Raw genomic sequence first — 17,068 nt, forward strand, 5'->3', positions numbered from 1 at the left:
AATGATTTCTTAATCAGCCTCTTCTTTCGATTTTTTTTCAGATAACATCCATGGAACAATAAAATAAAAAGCAACTGCAATAAGAGCAGCGAGGGTTCCTGTTCCCAACCATAAAACCTTAAATCCCAATTTCTCTGCAATCAAAGTTCCTACATAGGGAGTAACAATAAAAGCTATAGAAAATGATATCCCGTTCAATCCCATATAAGCACCTTTATTATTAGAACCTGACCTTAAAGCTGTAATCGTAGACATAAAAGGTAAGGTCCAAATTTCACCGACGCATAGCATTGTCATGGAAATAAGCAACGTTAGCATTGTGTAATCAAAAGCAAGCATCGCGTATGAAAATCCACAGAGCAAAGTTCCTACCAGCATGGTGATTCCCAAGGTAAAATATTTCTCAGCAATCTGAACAAAAGCCATTTCAAGCAATACAATCAAGAAACCGCTATATCCTAAAAGATATCCTATATGTTCCTGGCTAAGGTGAGCTGTATCCTTATAAAATATCGTAAGTGTGCTGAAAAGCTGGAAAAAACATATCGCAAACAACATACAGAAGAAACAATACAGCAGAAACTTTCCGTCCCGGTAAGGAGATCCTTCTTTAACATGAACGGTGCTTTTTTTCATGTTTTGGGCTTTCCTCAGGGCTAATGTATTTCTCTTTTTAAAGAACACAATATAAGTGATACCAGCTATTAATGCAGCCAAGGCATTACTGTAAAAAAGAAATTCATAAGAAATGGCCGATAAAATACCTCCTAAAGCCGGTCCTATAGAAAACCCCAGATTCACGGCCATTCTGTTTAAGGAAAATGCCCGGGTAATATTTTCAGGTCTTGCATATTTGGTGATTGCTACCGAATTGGCAGGACGAAACGTTTCACTTACAATACTTTGTGCAAGGATAATCCCCGCTAATCCAACCTCGGTCGTAAAAAGAGGAATCATACAAAACAAAGGTACGCTAAGGAGCAAACTTAGACTTTGAACTCTATACTCTCCGATCTTATCCGTGATCATTCCTCCCAGCCATGAACCCAATACCGACCCAATTCCAAAAAAACTCAAAACAACACCTGAGTTCTCTATGCTGAAATGTAAATGCGCAGTCATATACACTCCTAAAAATGGGAGTACCATTGATCCGGCACGATTGATGAGCATTACCAACGCCAGCATCCAGCTTTCCTGAGACAGTCCTTTAAAAGAACTTGTATAGATCTTAATTAATTTCACGGGAATAAATTCTTGGGAACGGTTTTCGAAGACACAAAATTAGGCAAATTAAGTCAGAGCATGGTCCTTAAATTTATTTTCTCTGAAAAATAATTGAATCCCCGATTGCAGGAACCATTCAATATAAAAATAATTCAATTGATAATCCAACGGGTTCCTTTACAAATTTTGTAAATTGCAGATAAACCTTGTTGAACAAATACAAATGTAAATCAACAATTTTTCACTATCCAAATTAATTCCATTATTAATGACCACCAAAACAAAATTGTATGAATTTTAAAAATGTAACTGTTGCGGGCAGTGGTGTATTGGGATACCAAATCGCTTTCCAGGCAGCTTTCCATGGTTTTAATGTAACCGTTTATGATATCAGTGACGAAATTTTAGAAAAGGCAAAGGAAAAATTCAATATACTCAGTGAAGCTTTTACAAAAGACTTAAAAGCAACAAAAAACCAGCTGGACGCAGCATTCACAAATCTTACTTATACATCTGACCTGGCAGCATCTGTACAAAATGCAGACCTTTTGATAGAAGCCGTACCCGAAAACCCGAAAATTAAAATCGATTTTTACAGGAGTGTAGCAAAATTAGCTCCTGAAAAAACCATCTTCGCAACGAATTCGTCATCATTACTACCCAGTCAGTTTGCTAAAAAAACAGGAAGACCGGAAAAGTTTATTGCACTACATTTTGCCAATGAAATCTGGAAACATAACACAGCAGAAGTTATGGGACATCCGGGGACCTCTTCTAAAGTGTTTGATGATATCATGGAATTTGCAAAAGCCATTGGAATGGTCGCATTACCTATTTATAAAGAACAACCCGGCTATATTGTCAACTCATTGTTGATGCCGTTACTAAGCTCTGCATTGGAATTATGGGTAAATAAAGTATCAGATATCAAAACTATTGATAAAACATGGATGGTGGCCACCGGAGCACCAATGGGTCCTTTTGGGATATTGGATGTTGTAGGCATTACTACTGTTTATAATATTAATAAAATTGCAGCAGATTCTTCCAGATCACCTGTAATGCTTAAAATATCAAAAAAATTAAAAAAGGAATATATTGATAAAGGAAAATTAGGTGCCATAAGCGGTAAAGGCTTTTATAACTATCCCAATCCTGCGTACGGGAAAAAAAATTTCCTGAAGTAGTTTCTCTCGTTCTTATACGGGTAAAACAATAATAAAAAACAGGATCTATTTTGTAGATCCTGTTTTTTTTATATGATAAGAAACTTATTCTGGTTTATAAGAATCTTTCAGTGTCACGGTACGGTTAAATACCAGGTTCCCTTCAGTCGAATCCTGATCTTTCGTAAAATATCCAATTCTCTGGAATTGAAGCGGCTCTCCTACTGCAACATCTTTAAGGCCCGGCTCCGCAAAACCTTGAATAACAGAAACAGATTCAGGGTTCACAAAGTTAAGGAAGTCCACATCTTTTTCTGCATCAGGTTGCTCAACGGTAAATAGCTGATCATAAATTCTTACCTCCACCGGAATTGCATGGTTTGCTGATACCCAATGTAAGGTTCCTTTTACTTTTCTCAAGCTTTCTTCTGTTCCGCTTCCTGACTTGCTCTTTTCATCATACGTTGCATAGATGGTCGTAATCTCTCCGTTTTCATCTTTCTCTACTCTTTCAGCTTTGATGATATATGCAGATTTCAAACGAACTTCACCTCCTAATTTTAACCTGAAGAATTTATTATTTGCTTCTTCTTTAAAGTCTTCACGTTCAATATATAGTTCTCGTGAGAAAGGAATTTCTCTCGTTCCGGCATTTTCCTGCTCCGGATTGTTTTCAGTCTCCAACCACTCTTCTTTACCTTCCGGATAGTTTTCAATCACTAATTTTACAGGATCAACTACGGCCATAACACGTTTAGCTACTTTATTCAGGTCCTCACGAACGCAGAAATCCAATAGCTGAATCTCAATAAGGTTTTCTCTTTTGGCTACTCCTACTTTTTCAATAAAATTCCTAATGGATGTAGGGGTAAATCCTTTTCTTCGCATTCCTGAAATTGTAGGCATTCTTGGGTCATCCCATCCTGTTACTACTTTTTCAGCAACTAATCTCTGTAGCTTTCTTTTGGATGTAATCATATAGGATACATTCATCCTTGCAAATTCTCTCTGCTTCGGAGCTACTTTAGGCTCTTCATATACCTGATCCAGATACCAGTTATACAATGGTCTGTGATTTTCAAACTCCAAAGAACATAAAGAATGTGACACTTGTTCCAAATAATCTGACTCTCCATGAGCCCAGTCATACATCGGATAGATTTTCCAGTCGGTTCCTGTTCTGTGGTGAGGTCTTTTCAGAATTCTGTACATTACAGGATCACGCATATTCATATTAGGAGAAACCATATCAATTTTTGCACGAAGGGACATCGTACCTTCTTCAAACTCTCCGTTTTTCATTCTCTCGAATAAATCCAAAGATTCTTCAACAGGACGGTTTCTGAAAGGGCTTTCCACTCCGGGTTCAGTTGGATTTTTTCTTTGTTCTGTAATCACTTCAGACGGTTGCTCGTCCACATATGCTTTTCCTTCTTTGATTAATCTTACGGCCCAGTCATAGAGCTGCTGGAAGTAGTCAGATGCGTACAATTCTTTATCCCATTTGAAACCTAGCCATTCTACATCTTTTTTAATAGAATCTACAAATTCCTGTTCTTCTTTTTCAGGATTTGTATCGTCGAAACGAAGGTTTACAGGAGCGTTGTATTTTTCTCCCAGTCCAAAGTTGATGCAGATGGCTTTGGTGTGCCCTACATGTAAATAACCATTTGGTTCTGGGGGAAAACGGAAACGGATTTGATCTCTGTTCAAACCATTTGCCAAATCATCTTCTATAATTTGTTCAATAAAATTGAGCGATTTTTTTTCTTCTTCCATTATTTAATTAAAAGTTAAAAGTTATATTTAAATATAACCCATTCGCAAATTTAGCGAAAATTTAGGGTTTATGAAAGGGCTGATTTAAAAGCATATTGACTAAAAATCCAATATTTTTTCCGAAATTTATACCACCAAAACCTATCACAAAATCATTATGGCTGTTTATATCTTAAGTAACAGGAAGATCGTCCGTCATAAAAACGAAACCGTTGATTCATTTTCCAATGATGAATATTCTATTCCTAATTTCAGAATCGCAAAATGTGATTTTACCAATTATACGGAACCAACTGCCCAGGAAAAGAGAAAAAAAAATTACACCAACAGGAATATATTAAATTATCAGCTTTTTTCAGAACCTGAAAAACAAGGATACCAGGAAGTCCTTGATGTTTTATTAAGCGAAAAAAATATCAAAAAATCAAAAGTTACAGCCGATAACCTGGGGGGAACCCAAAGGATGTTTTATGAATTGTATAAAAACATGTCTTCTACCAAATCCAGAAGTGACGTTTTAATATTTATCCATGGTTATGCCTACGATTTCGACGATGAACTGGAAGCTATTATTGATCTGAAAAAACTGTTTATCGATAGTCCGGAATCTCCAGTTGAGCATATCCTGTTTGTGAGCTGGCCGGCTTCAAGCAGTATTGTTCCGCTTACCTACTTTGACGATAAAGCATCCAGCATTAATTCCGGAACCTCATTAATGAGGCTGTTCTATTTTTACACTCAGTTCCTAAAGGATATTTTTTCCAACCGGGATTTAGCTCCGTGTAACCAGAGAATTCATCTGATGGCTCATTCCTTGGGAAACAGGGTGCTTCAAAGTATGCTGTACAGTCTTAAAAGCGAAAATATTCTGAGAGTAATTGATCAGGTTCTTTTATTGAATGCTGATGTAACTTATAAAGTATTTGAAGACTCTGAAGACTCCTTTAACAAACTTCCTTTACTTGCCAATCGCGTTTCAATTTATTTAAACCGAAAAGATGCCGTTCTAGGAATTTCCCAGTTTACCAAAAATATTCTCACTCCGAGACTGGGAAAAAACGGCCCCAGTGATATTGAAAAATTTAAAGATATTGTGTCTATTGTAGACTGTACCTTTATTGAGAACAACCTCAAAGATGGTTTAAAATTTGAGCTAGGAAACCACTGGGGATATCTCTCTAGTTCACAGGTACAAAATGACATTTTTCAGACCCTGAACGGAGTTGATAGAAACCTCATTACCAATAGAATAAGCAATTATGAAAATATTTTCACAATTGTATCAAAATAGTGACTTATACAAAATTAACAATAAAATAACAGAACAATAATTGCGAAAAATTCAATTTGGCACGAAGATTGCTTATATCTAAAGATAGAGAATTAATTAAAATTTCCGGTCATGAAAAAGTTTAAAGAAAAGGTTTCTATTTTAATAGAAAACATCAAAAAAACGATTTTCATAAATGATGAAGTTTAATCAATGTACACCAACAGAAAATAACACAATTTCATGTTGAAATCATGCTTTAAAAAGCAAGCGTTCCCCAATTAGTTCCAAATGATTGTCAAAATTATTAGTAAATAAGCCTCCGGTTCCTAAACCTTGAGGCATTTTACTATTTTTAGTATAGGTATACTGGGCTATTGCATTTAATCCTATATTACTTTCCAGCGCCGAAGTTATCCACCATCCTATATTATTTTGTTCTGCAAGAGAAATCCATTCGTCAGATCCCGAAAAACCTCCAATCAAAGACGGTTTAAGAATAATATATTGCGGTTTAATTGCTTCCAGTAGTTTATTCTTTTCGCCGGTATCAACAATTCCGATCAATTCCTCGTCCAGAGCAATTGGTGTTGGTGTATCGCTGCACAACATGGCCATATCATTCCAATTTCCAGCCTTAATAGGTTGTTCTATAGAATGAATATGTAAATCCGATAGCTGTTTTAAAACAGTCTTTGCTTCTCGTGTATTGAATCCTCCGTTCGCATCAACCCGCAATTCCAAACTGCTTTCCGGAAATTTCTTTCTCAATTTTTTCAGCACTTCATGTTCGGATTCCCAATCAACCCCTATTTTCAATTTAATGCAATGGAAACCTTTTTCAAGTTTTTCCCGGATCTGTTCTTCCATAAACCCGACACCTCCCATCCAGATTAGCCCATTGATCGTAATGGGAATCTGCCCCTGTGTAAATTGACTGGGAAAATAAAGATGTCCTCCATTCTTTAAATTAAGGATAGCCTGCTCGTATCCAATCCAGATGGATGGAAATTCTATTAACTCTTCTCTTAAGAATTCAGTAGTCTGCCCGATATTCTCACAAAGCCATTTGAGTTTTTCTTCATAATCTGGTCTGTCGTCAAAGCTTAGCCCTCTGAAAACGGCACACTCTCCCACTCCCTTTCTATCATTTTCCGAAATTTCAAGAATAAAAGTTTCTTTTTCATGCAAAACGCCACGAGATGTTCCACTCGGGCGTTTGAATTTTAATAAATATCTGAAGTATTTTGCGATCATTTATTTCACATTATCTATTCGCATAAATTCCTCTGCTTTTTCTACCATAGCAACACTTCCACAGAAAAATGGAATTCTCTGATGAAGCTCTGTAGGCTCAACTTCCAGAATTCTTCTGAATCCATCCGTTGCTTTTCCCCCAGCCTGCTCAGCAAGGAATGCCATAGGATTACATTCATAAAGCAGCCTTAGTTTACCATTAGGAGCTTGTGAATAAGAAGGATAAATATAAATCCCTCCTTTTAGCATATTTCTATGGAAATCAGCAACAAGAGAACCAATATATCTTGATGTGTAAGGGCGGTCACCTTCTTCCATCTGACAATATTTCAGATAGTTTTTAACTCCCTGAGGGAATTTAATATAGTTTCCTTCGTTGATAGAATAAATTTTCCCCGTTGCCGGAAATTTCATATTGGGATGAGAAAGATAATAAGTACCCAGAGAAGGATCCAAAGTAAATCCGTTCACTCCGTTTCCTGTGGTATATACAATCATTGTAGAAGATCCATAAATTACATAACCTGCTGCAATCTGGTTCACTCCTTTCTGAAGGAAATCTTCTAACTGAACAGGTGTGCCCGGCTCAGAAACTCTTCTGTAAATAGAAAAAATAGTTCCCACAGAAACATTCACATCAATATTTGAAGAACCATCAAGAGGATCAATCAAAACTACATACTTGCTAAGATGCCCATTTCCTACACATTTAATATCAATAAAGTCATCATTTTCTTCGGAAGCAATTCCACAAACTACCTCTCTTTGCGATAATGCCGTAATGAATATCTCATTAGCAAGGACATCCAGCTTCTGCTGCTCTTCCCCCTGAACATTCTCATTACCTGCTTTTCCAATGATATCTGCAATTCCTGCTTTATTTACTTCTCTGTTTACAACTTTTGAAGCCAATCTTATAGCACTTAGAAGTCGGGAAAGTTCCCCTGTAGAATACTGAAAATCTTCTTGTTTATCTATAATAAATTCTCCTAAAGTCTGCAACGATTGATCTGACATATTTTACTTTTTACGATTTGCCCAAATTTCGTAAAATTTATCACAATCTAAAAAAAATTCTTTCAAAAGCCATTACAATCTGTATATCAAATACATACAACATAACAAACATAACATATTGTCTTTAACCTTTGTATAATTGATTCCCGTTTTCGCTCCCAGCTAAATTTCATCAATTCACACTATTATTAACAATATAGCATCATTACGTCGAGATAATATTAATAAATCTGGAATAATATTGCATAAAATCCATTCATCTTATCATTTATCATAAAAATCTTTATCTCATCCTACCCTTCGGGTATTTCATATCTCATTGTAAATTTATAATTTTGACCTCCGTAAAAAACTCAACTATTTTTTATCTAACAATTTTATTTTTAATATTTTAATGAAAATTTTCAAGTTTGGTGGAGCATCTGTAAAAGATGCTGAAAGCGTAAAGAATGTGTCAATGGTTTTAAAAAGCCAGGGATTTGCCAAATGTTTGCTGGTAATTTCAGCAATGGGCAAAACGACGAATGAATTGGAAAAGGTTGTGGAGCTTTATTTCAAGAAGGAAAACTATCAAACTGAAATTAAGATTATTAAACAGAAACATATTGAAATTGCTGAAGGGCTTTTTCAGGAAAATCATCCTGTATTTGCAGAAATCAATTTATTTTTTGACGACCTTGATTCTTTTTTAAGAAGAAATAAGTCGCCTAATTACAATTTCGTTTACGATCAGGTGGTAAGCTGTGGAGAAATGATTTCTACAAAGATAGTAAGTGAATATCTGAATGAAATACAGTTTATCAATCAGTGGCTGGATGCCAGAGATTATATTAAAACAGATAATTCTTACAGGGATGGTAATGTAGATTGGAAAAAAACAGAGGAATTTATTTCTACCCTGAATTCTGAAATTTGTTATGTAACGCAAGGATTTATTGGATCCGATGAAAATAACTTCACGGTAACATTAGGAAGAGAGGGTTCAGATTATTCTGCTGCTATTTTTGCTTATTGTATGAATGCAGAGGCAATGACCATATGGAAAGATGTACCAGGCGTAATGACAGGGGACCCGAGAAAATTTAAGGATGTTACCCTTCTTTCCAATATTTCATATGAAGAAGCAATCGAAATGGCTTATTACGGAGCGAGTGTAATTCACCCGAAAACCCTTCAACCACTACAGCAAAAAAGCATTCCTTTCTACGTAAAATCTTTTGTAGATCCTACAAAAGAAGGAACAAAAGTAGGAGCTTCAGAAAAAAACCAGCACGAAGAAACATATATTTTAAAAGAAAATCAGAATCTTTTAAAAATATCTACAAGGGATTTTTCATTTATTGCAGAAGATCACATGAGTCAAATCTTCAGTCTTTTGTCAAGACATAAAATTAAAGTTTCCTTGATGCAGAATTCTGCAATTTCACTAGCTTTATGTTTGGAAGATAAATTCAATGCAATTGATGAGCTGAATGAAGAACTACAGAAAGATTTCAGAACTGATGTAGTTAAAAATGTGTCCTTATTCACTGTAAGAAATGCGAAGATGGATAACATTGATAAATTTTACCAGGAAAAAAGTGTATTATTGGAACAGATTTCAAAGAATACGCTTCAGATGGTAACACAATAAATATAATTGCGACTAAACACATATGAGCTTAATTTCGAAAAACGATTTAATCCAGGCTTCCGGCTTAAGTAAAATAGGGTTCCTAAAGAATCCTGTGGCATCTGCTATCATGAGCGTTGCTAAAATAAATGAAGTCAATAAACTATATGATAAACTAAAAGACAAGGAAGGTAAAGACTTTTTCGATTCATTTGTGAGGGAAAGAAACTTAAGCTATATTGCTTTTGAAGAAGATTTGGCTAAAATTCCCAAAACAGGTCCATTTATTTTGGTATCCAATCATCCTCTTGGAGCAATTGATGGGATATTGATGTGTAAAATATTAACAGAAGTGCGTCCGGATTTCAAAGTAATGGGTAATTTTCTACTGGAGAAAATAAAACCAATGGAACCGTATGTAATTTCTGTAAATCCATTTGAAAACAGAAAAGGTGCTTACAGCAGCTCTTCCGGAATGCGTGAAACTTTAAAACATCTTGAAAACGGAGGATGTGTAGGTATTTTTCCAGCTGGTGAGGTTTCCAATAAAAACAATCCTTATAGTGAGATTTTGGATAAGGAATGGGAAAAGCCCGCTCTAAAACTGATCAAAATGGCAAAAGTACCGGTTGTGCCCATGTATTTTCATGCAAAAAACAGTACTTTATTTTATCAGGTTGCAAAGATCCATGCTAATTTACAAACCCTGATGTTACCATCAGAAATGATGAATGACAGGGAAAAACCTATCCGTATCAGGATCGGTAAACCGATTGCGGTAAAGGCTATGGATGAAATGGAGACCATCGAAGAGTTGGGTGAGTTTTTAAAGCGTAAGGTTTATATGATGAAATCTTACTACGAAAAGAGAAAATCATTAGCGCAGGTTATCAACCTGCAAAACCTATCATTAAAATTCCCTTTACTTAAAGAAGAAAATATTGTACAGAATATTATTGATGAAACTCCCAAAGAAAATATTCTTTCTGACATCAATAAGCTGAGAGGTACGGATAAAATGCTTTTCAGTAATGGCAATTACGAAATCTATTTTACAACCTATGAAGAAATTCCTTCCGTAATGAGGGAAATAGGCAGACAAAGGGAACTTACATTCCGTGCTGTAGGAGAAGGCAGCAATCTCCCTTTTGATCTTGATGAATACGATAAACATTATCACCATCTTTTTCTTTGGGACAATACGGCAGAGACACTTGTCGGAGCTTACAGGATGGCTTTGGGTAAAGATGTCATGAAAAAATATGGCATCAAAGGATTCTATACCAGTTCACTTTTTGAATTTGAACAGGATATCCATCCGTTCTTCAAAAAGGTTATTGAAATGGGGAGAGCCTATATCTGCCAGGAATATCAACAGAAACCTCTTCCACTTTTTTTATTGTGGCGGGGAATTGTTCATGTATGCCTGAGAAATTCTGATCATAAGTTCCTGATGGGTGGCGTGAGTATTTCCAATAAATTCTCCGAATTTTCAAAGTCTTTAATGATTGAGTTCATGCGCTCAAATTATTATGACGGAGCCGTTGCCCAATACATTACTCCGAGAAACGAATACAAGGTAAAGCTTAGAGACCGTGACAAAAATATCTTTTTCGAGGAGATGGAATCCGATCTTAATAAGCTTGACAAAATCATTGATGATCTTGAACCGGAATTAAGATTGCCTGTTCTGATCAAAAAATACATAAAGCAAAACGCAAAAGTAATCGCATTCAATGTGGATCCAAACTTCAATGATGCTATTGATGGACTTATGTATATTCGAATCAGTGATCTTCCGGAAAGCACGATTAAGCCGGTATTGGAAGAAATGAGTGAACAAATCAGAAAAGAGCAGGAAAATAATCCGGCTGAGAATCAGTAGGTTTTTGTTATTGACAGAAAAAAAACGTCTTAATACTTGCGTCATATACTAAAACTTACTACTTTTGCATCACTTTAAAACAACGAAGTAAGACAAACAAAAATATAATGGTTTCTTAGCTCAGTTGGTAGAGCAATGGATTGAAAATCCATGTGTCCCTGGTTCGATTCCTGGAGAAACCACAAACCACCTTTTATAAGGTGGTTTTTGTTTTTATCTAATGCTCAGTTTTTAGTATTCTGAAGTATATCGTTTTCCCCTATAATAAATCCTTCCAGAAACAAAGGGGAAATTTTACTGATTTCATATCTTGAGCAAAATATGCATTAAGATTAAGCTTGTAAAGTTTGAATAGAAGGTTTTGAAGTGTTGCTCTTGAAACCAGTAAGCTTCCCAAAAAATCCATCAACCCATTTTGAATATAAATCTAATTATTTGGTGTCAATAATTGAGAATTTGTAAATAGTTGAATGTTTATATACACTTCTAGGAGTTAGTACTGGTGATGGAAAATGAGATTGATTAATTGCGTCGGGAAAGTTTTGCGTTTCCAAACAAAACGACTCTCTTTCCTGATATATGTGATCCTCTTTTCCTTTTTCGTTTTTTATCCAATTGGCAGTATATAATTGTAAGCCCGTCATAGTGGTAAATACCTCCATTTTTCTACCCGACCCTGGCTCTATAGCGGTAGCTACTAAATCTAAACTATATATACCGTGTTTTAAAACAAAATTATGATCATATCCACTAGCAATAGCAAGTTGATCGTGATCACTATTAATTCTGTCTCCAATACATGTCAGGGAGGTAAAATCAAACGGGGTATTTTTTACAGTTAAGATCTCACCCGTTGGTTCATGATTTTTTGTAAGAGGAGTGTAAAAATCAGCCTCGATCTGCAATTGGTGGTTATTTATTGTTCCACTACCTTCTCCTGCCAAATTAAAATAAGAGTGATTCACAAGGCTGAGTATAGTTTCCTGATCTGTTGTTCCTGTATAATCTAATCGTAATTCATTATTTTCATTAATAGAATAGGTTACTGTTACAGTTACTGTACCCGGATAACCCTCTTCCCCGTCAGGAGAAGTATATTGAAAGGTCACTTTTGAGACAGAAGTCTTTTTAACATCCCATATTTTCTTATCAAAACCAATCAAACCACCGTGCAAATGATTACTCCCATCGTTAACTGTTAATGAGTATTTTTTTCTGTTTAATGTAAATTTTCCTTTTTTGATACGATTAGCATATCGACCACAAATAGCTCCTTGATAAAGTTTATTATTATCAATATATTCTTGTGCCGTATCATATCCTTGTACCACATCTGTCAATTTCCCCTCTTTATCTTTAACATTAATACTAACTATGATTGCACCATAATTAGTTATCTGTACAATCATCCCATTCTTATTTTTCAAAGTGAATAATTGTACTTTCTGATTATTGTGAACTGTATTAAAAGCCACTTCACTGATGATACCCATTATTTCAAAAATCTAATTTGACGGCTCCTTTTTGCCTAATAAATAAAGGATGGCAAGAACCAGCACCAAATAAATGATTTAAAGTTGTAATGTATCTTTCAAGCAAATATTCAGGAACAAAAGCTTGTATGGTTCCTGCGAATCCTCCTCCATGCACACGCCAAGCTCCAGTACCTTTTAATACTACTTCGCTATATGCCAATCCCAATGAAACTGCTTGTTCTTTTATGTTACTTGATACATAAACATTTTGATTGTACATATATGAACTATGCCCAGAATCTATTACCAATTGTAAAAATTTTTTAAAATCATTCTTCTCTAATGCCATTACTTCATCTACTACCCGGTCATTTTCGCATTCAAAATGAATTGCTCTTAAAATAGCCCGATCTCCCACTTTCTGACGGATCGAAGGTGCAATATCCATTACTTTTTCCAAAGTAGTTTCTCTCAGCACACCGCATCCTAAATGGGTTGCAACGTCTTTCATCTCTTTAGGTAAAACAGCATATTCATTATTCAAATTGGTATGATCCCCTCGGGAATCTGTAATTACTAAAGAAAAGCCGGTAGATTCAAAATCAAAATCTACTTTTTTAACAATAGGATTTGCTATATCAGCAAAATCAATGGATACCAATCCTCCTACCGAACAAGCTACCTGATCCATTAATCCACAAGGTTTTCCAAAGAAAACATTTTCTGCATATTGTCCTACACGAGCATTTAAGATGGGATCTAATTTACCTTCGTTAAATAAATGACTAACAATTACCCCGATTAATACTTCAAATGATGCAGACGAACTTAATCCGGAACCTTTAGGAACACATCCATCAATTACGGCATCGAATCCTCCTATTCCATATCCCAATTCCTTTAATCGAGCATTAATTCCGCGAACAAGAGCATCTGGAGTTAAAAATTCATTTTCGTTGGGAGCAAGATGATTTAAATCTACTTCAAATGATTGATAGCCTGAAGATTCAATCCGGATTATATTTGAATTATTTTTAGCTGCAATGGCAATATTATCTAAGTTTACCGCACCCGCTAATACGCGACCATGATTATGGTCTGTATGATTACCTCCAATTTCGGTTCTTCCCGGTGCGCTGAAAACAGAAATCTCTTTATCCCCAAAAACTTCTTTGAAACGGGACAATGTTTTGGTATACCGGACTGCTTGCTGATGTAATAATTCTGAATTCCGCCCATATAATTCTCTAAAAAGGGGGATATTACCATCTTTAATTATAGAATAAATATATTTAATATTTGACATTTTATTTGTATCCAATTTATAAAACAGTCTATTTTTATTAAGAGCTATTTTATTTAATTTTATAATGAATTGTTGAACTTTTTTTAAGAATGTCTGCGCTTTGTTCCGGAGTAATATCTCTTTGTGCTTCTGCCAGCATTTCATATCCTACCATAAATTTCTTCACACTAGCTGAGCGAAGTAAAGGGGGATAAAAATGCATATGAAAATGCCATTCCTCATGTGATTCTAGATCTGTAGGTGCCTGATGTATTCCGGCAGAATAAGGGAAGGAAGTAGAGAAAATATTATCGTATTTCACAGTTAAATCTTTCAATATTTGAGCAAATAAAACTTGATCTTCATGTGAAAAAGCCAGTAGGCTATTTAAAGGCATTTTACTAATAATCATTGTTTCAAATGGCCACGTTGCCCAAAATGGAACCAAGGCCACAAAAGCTTCATTTTCTAATATAATTCGCTCATTAATTCCTATTTCCCTTTGAAGATAATCAGACAGAAGGGTTGTTCCATGTTTATCATAATAGTTTTTCAAATTTTGTTGTGTTCTAGCTACCTGGGAAGGAATAGATAACTGTGCCCAAATCTGCCCATGAGGATGAGGATTACTACAGCCCATAATTGCCCCTTTATTTTCAAAAATCTGAACATGATTAATGTAATCTAGCCTTCCCAGATTCTGATATTCTTCTTTCCAGACAGACACAACGTTTGTAATTGCTTCTACAGACATTTCAGGAAGAGTCAATGAATGGTCATGTGAAAAGCAAATTACACGATTAATTCCTCTTTCAGGTTCAGTTTTAAATAATTCATCCTCGGTTTTATCAAAGGTTACTCCTTCGCTCAATAAAGCTCCAAAATCATTATCAAATACATACACACCCTCATACTGGGGATTTTGGACTCCGTTAACTCTTGAATTTCCCGGGCATAAATAACATTCGGGGTCATATTGATTTTGAACGTTTGGCAATGGTTCTTCCTGTTGTCCTTGCCATGGCCGCTTTGCTCTTTGTGGTGATACTAAAACCCATTCATCCAATAAAGGATTATATCTTCTATGTGGATGATCTTTGCTGTTAAATGAACTACTCATATTGAGTTTCTTTATATCAGTTTAGCCCTTTTTCAGGGTTTAACTTGTCCAAAATAGGTTCGGTTAATGTATTTAATTCTTTATTAATTTTATTATTTTTCTGCTCAAAAATAATAATCTCATTATCACCATTTCTTAGATAACATCCTGGTAAATATAATGTCTGTTGTGGTCCTACTGACCAATACCTTCCTAAATTAATTCCATTAACAAATACAATTCCTTTTCCAAAAGGCCGCATATCCAAGAAAGTATCTCCCACTTTTGATACATTAAAATTTCCTTTGTAGATAGCTGGTCTATTCTCTTTTAGATCTGATTTTTGTTTTGCATCAATTACCGGAGCCTTTTCAAAAGGAAGTCCATACATCTCCCAATCTCCGGTGATTTTTCGGTCATTAATAAATGCAGGAGAAATAATTCCTTTTGTATTTTTATTAATAGCAGCTCCGTAGTTAATTCTTCCCATGTTTTCTACCAAAATGTCTAATTTTCCATTGAAGGGTATATTAACTTCACATTCATATTTTTTATAATAACGATTAAGCTCTCCAACTTTTTCTCCATTCACATAAACAATCGCATAATCTCTTAATCCATCAAGTTTTAAAGTTCCTTTAATTGGTTGATTAAAGTTTTTGCTGTACCAGACATAGCCATACCCCTGATTTAATTGCTCAAAAGTCAAAGGATCATCATTAATTACTGGCTTTACATTATTTTTTAAATTTTCTAAATCTATTGCCTGAGACAATTTAATACCCTGAATCTGAATGACTGGAATTTTTGCAGGAATAGGAGGCGTAGAAGAATTTTTTAATAATTCTCTTAATTTCAAATACTTTTCAGTCTCCCAACCTGCCTCAGTAATGGGAGCATCATAATCATAACTGGTCATACTCGGTTGTATGTCATGATCTTTATCGTAATTAGCTCCAGAGGTAAACCCAAAGTTAGTTCCTCCATGAACCATGTAAATATTAAAAGAAATATCGTTATTCATGAATTTTTCAATATGGCTTTTTACTCTTTCCGCGGCTTTACGAGGGAAAGGTTCTGCCCAATGATCTAACCACCCGGGATAGTATTCCGCTACCATAAAAGGACCTTCTCCGTTATGAAATTTCTTTACCTCTTTCTTAATATTTTCTGGATCTTCGTCTCCATTTGCAGTTGGCAAAGCGCCAGGTAAAGCACCTCCTTCAAATAGCCAGTCTCCATCTGAAGTAAAAAACTCCATTCCTTTGAAGCCAACTTCTTTTAATTGATCAAATACAGATGAACTATATTTTTTATGATCTTCCATTTTAATATCTTCCCGTTGACTAACGAAAGATCCAAATTCATTTTCTCCCTGCACCATTACAATAGGACCACCATTAACAATCAGATAAGGTTTTACCACCTTATAAAGTTCTGTGAAATATGCTTTTGTTGAATGTAAAAAAGGTGTATTGTATTCTCTAATTTTCATATCCTTGTCATTTTGCAAAAACCAAGGATAACCTCCGAATTCCCATTCTGCACACACATAAGGTCCCGGGCGAAGAATTACCATTAAGCCTTCTTCTTTTGCTATTTTTAAGAATTCAGGTAAGTTTCGATTCCCGGTTTGAAAATCCCATTTTCCAGGAGCTATTTCATGATAATTCCAAAATACGTATGTAGCTATTGTATTTAGTCCCATCGCTTTAACCATTTTTAAGCGGTGTCTCCAATAATCATGAGGAATTCTGGCATAATGAATCTCACCTGAATGCAATTTAACTGCCTGTCCGTTAAATTTAAATTCTCCATTCTCGATTTTGAAAGATTCATATTTAATAGGTTTCTGCTGTGCGCTGATCAAACTTGCCCCTACTAAGCACAAGGCTAAAATTATATTTTTAATAAGCTTCATCGTAATGTATTATAAATCTAGTTTAGTTAATAAAATAAATTTATAAATTTACCAGACACTACCATACTAGTTCCT

The 17,068-nt window shown here is 35.1% G+C and carries 12 protein-coding genes and 1 tRNA gene; 5 read left to right on the forward strand and 8 right to left on the reverse strand.

All coding sequences use genetic code 11. The features are described 5' to 3' along the window. Nucleotides 1-9: 9 nt before the first annotated feature. Nucleotides 10-1,188 carry an MFS transporter gene (locus AC0INN_RS14365; protein WP_172279731.1) on the reverse strand — a complete coding sequence of 393 codons (1,179 nt, stop codon included), beginning with the start codon at nt 1,186-1,188 and terminating at the stop codon, nt 10-12. A gap of 329 nt (nt 1,189-1,517) precedes the next feature. Between AC0INN_RS14365 and AC0INN_RS14370 the strand changes: the two genes are divergently transcribed. Then, nucleotides 1,518-2,414 carry a 3-hydroxyacyl-CoA dehydrogenase gene (locus AC0INN_RS14370; RefSeq protein WP_273648675.1) on the forward strand — a complete coding sequence of 299 codons (897 nt, stop codon included), beginning with the start codon at nt 1,518-1,520 and terminating at the stop codon, nt 2,412-2,414. Nucleotides 2,415-2,498: 84 nt separating this feature from the next. On the opposite strand, the gene AC0INN_RS14375 is transcribed toward AC0INN_RS14370, so the two are convergent. Beyond that, complete coding sequence (locus tag AC0INN_RS14375; RefSeq protein ID WP_273648677.1) at nt 2,499-4,172, reverse strand: glutamine--tRNA ligase/YqeY domain fusion protein; 1,674 nt, start codon at nt 4,170-4,172, stop codon at nt 2,499-2,501. A 157-nt stretch (nt 4,173-4,329) separates the two neighbouring features. On the opposite strand from AC0INN_RS14375, the gene AC0INN_RS14380 reads away from it, so the two are divergent. Further along, on the forward strand, nt 4,330-5,463 hold the full coding sequence (locus tag AC0INN_RS14380; RefSeq protein ID WP_273648679.1) for an alpha/beta hydrolase: 1,134 nt from the start codon (nt 4,330-4,332) through the stop codon (nt 5,461-5,463). A gap of 231 nt (nt 5,464-5,694) precedes the next feature. On the opposite strand, the gene AC0INN_RS14385 is transcribed toward AC0INN_RS14380, so the two are convergent. Both AC0INN_RS14385 and fbp read right to left on the reverse strand, forming a co-directional pair. After that, nucleotides 5,695-6,699: an o-succinylbenzoate synthase gene (locus tag AC0INN_RS14385; protein ID WP_273648681.1), complete on the reverse strand. Its 1,005-nt coding sequence runs from the start codon at nt 6,697-6,699 to the stop codon at nt 5,695-5,697. Beyond that, a complete protein-coding gene (gene fbp / locus AC0INN_RS14390) occupies nt 6,700-7,716 on the reverse strand; it encodes a class 1 fructose-bisphosphatase (protein WP_273648683.1) in 1,017 nt (338 codons plus the stop codon). Nucleotides 7,717-8,110: 394 nt separating this feature from the next. On the opposite strand from fbp, the gene AC0INN_RS14395 reads away from it, so the two are divergent. The 3 genes from AC0INN_RS14395 to AC0INN_RS14405 all read left to right on the forward strand — a co-directional run bounded on the left by AC0INN_RS14395 (nt 8,111) and on the right by AC0INN_RS14405 (nt 11,395). Then, complete coding sequence (locus AC0INN_RS14395; RefSeq protein WP_273648684.1) at nt 8,111-9,349, forward strand: aspartate kinase; 1,239 nt, start codon at nt 8,111-8,113, stop codon at nt 9,347-9,349. 22 nt (nt 9,350-9,371) lie between these two features. Beyond that, the gene (locus tag AC0INN_RS14400) at nt 9,372-11,213 is read left to right on the forward strand and encodes a lysophospholipid acyltransferase family protein (protein WP_172279588.1); all 1,842 of its coding nucleotides are present in this window, start codon (nt 9,372-9,374) and stop codon (nt 11,211-11,213) included. Nucleotides 11,214-11,322: 109 nt separating this feature from the next. Then, nucleotides 11,323-11,395: transfer RNA gene (locus tag AC0INN_RS14405), tRNA-Phe, on the forward strand. Nucleotides 11,396-11,644: 249 nt separating this feature from the next. On the opposite strand, the gene AC0INN_RS14410 is transcribed toward AC0INN_RS14405, so the two are convergent. The 4 genes from AC0INN_RS14410 to AC0INN_RS14425 are packed head-to-tail and all read right to left on the reverse strand — an operon-like array spanning nt 11,645 to nt 16,993. Next, nucleotides 11,645-12,706 carry an aldose epimerase family protein gene (locus AC0INN_RS14410; protein ID WP_273648685.1) on the reverse strand — a complete coding sequence of 354 codons (1,062 nt, stop codon included), beginning with the start codon at nt 12,704-12,706 and terminating at the stop codon, nt 11,645-11,647. A 4-nt stretch (nt 12,707-12,710) separates the two neighbouring features. Further along, on the reverse strand, nt 12,711-13,994 hold the full coding sequence (locus AC0INN_RS14415; protein WP_306613798.1) for a galactokinase: 1,284 nt from the start codon (nt 13,992-13,994) through the stop codon (nt 12,711-12,713). A gap of 49 nt (nt 13,995-14,043) precedes the next feature. Beyond that, nucleotides 14,044-15,093 carry a UDP-glucose--hexose-1-phosphate uridylyltransferase gene (locus AC0INN_RS14420; protein ID WP_306613800.1) on the reverse strand — a complete coding sequence of 350 codons (1,050 nt, stop codon included), beginning with the start codon at nt 15,091-15,093 and terminating at the stop codon, nt 14,044-14,046. Between the two features lie 16 nt (nt 15,094-15,109). Then, complete coding sequence (locus AC0INN_RS14425) at nt 15,110-16,993, reverse strand: beta-galactosidase (RefSeq protein WP_273648691.1); 1,884 nt, start codon at nt 16,991-16,993, stop codon at nt 15,110-15,112. Between the last annotated feature and the right edge of the window lie 75 nt (nt 16,994-17,068).

This window comes from Chryseobacterium subflavum (assembly GCF_055762745.1).

What these genes read in the sequence shown, in the direction of transcription:
- AC0INN_RS14365 (WP_172279731.1), bottom strand. Translation starts at nt 1,188, where the DNA reads ATGCTGGCGTTGGTAATGCTCATCAATCGTGCCGGATCAATGGTACTC.
- AC0INN_RS14370 (WP_273648675.1), top strand. Translation starts at nt 1,518, where the DNA reads ATGAATTTTAAAAATGTAACTGTTGCGGGCAGTGGTGTATTGGGATAC.
- AC0INN_RS14375 (WP_273648677.1), bottom strand. Translation starts at nt 4,172, where the DNA reads ATGGAAGAAGAAAAAAAATCGCTCAATTTTATTGAACAAATTATAGAA.
- AC0INN_RS14380 (WP_273648679.1), top strand. Translation starts at nt 4,330, where the DNA reads ATGGCTGTTTATATCTTAAGTAACAGGAAGATCGTCCGTCATAAAAAC.
- AC0INN_RS14385 (WP_273648681.1), bottom strand. Translation starts at nt 6,699, where the DNA reads ATGATCGCAAAATACTTCAGATATTTATTAAAATTCAAACGCCCGAGT.
- fbp (WP_273648683.1), bottom strand. Translation starts at nt 7,716, where the DNA reads ATGTCAGATCAATCGTTGCAGACTTTAGGAGAATTTATTATAGATAAA.
- AC0INN_RS14395 (WP_273648684.1), top strand. Translation starts at nt 8,111, where the DNA reads ATGAAAATTTTCAAGTTTGGTGGAGCATCTGTAAAAGATGCTGAAAGC.
- AC0INN_RS14400 (WP_172279588.1), top strand. Translation starts at nt 9,372, where the DNA reads ATGAGCTTAATTTCGAAAAACGATTTAATCCAGGCTTCCGGCTTAAGT.
- AC0INN_RS14410 (WP_273648685.1), bottom strand. Translation starts at nt 12,706, where the DNA reads ATGGGTATCATCAGTGAAGTGGCTTTTAATACAGTTCACAATAATCAG.
- AC0INN_RS14415 (WP_306613798.1), bottom strand. Translation starts at nt 13,994, where the DNA reads ATGTCAAATATTAAATATATTTATTCTATAATTAAAGATGGTAATATC.
- AC0INN_RS14420 (WP_306613800.1), bottom strand. Translation starts at nt 15,093, where the DNA reads ATGAGTAGTTCATTTAACAGCAAAGATCATCCACATAGAAGATATAAT.
- AC0INN_RS14425 (WP_273648691.1), bottom strand. Translation starts at nt 16,993, where the DNA reads ATGAAGCTTATTAAAAATATAATTTTAGCCTTGTGCTTAGTAGGGGCA.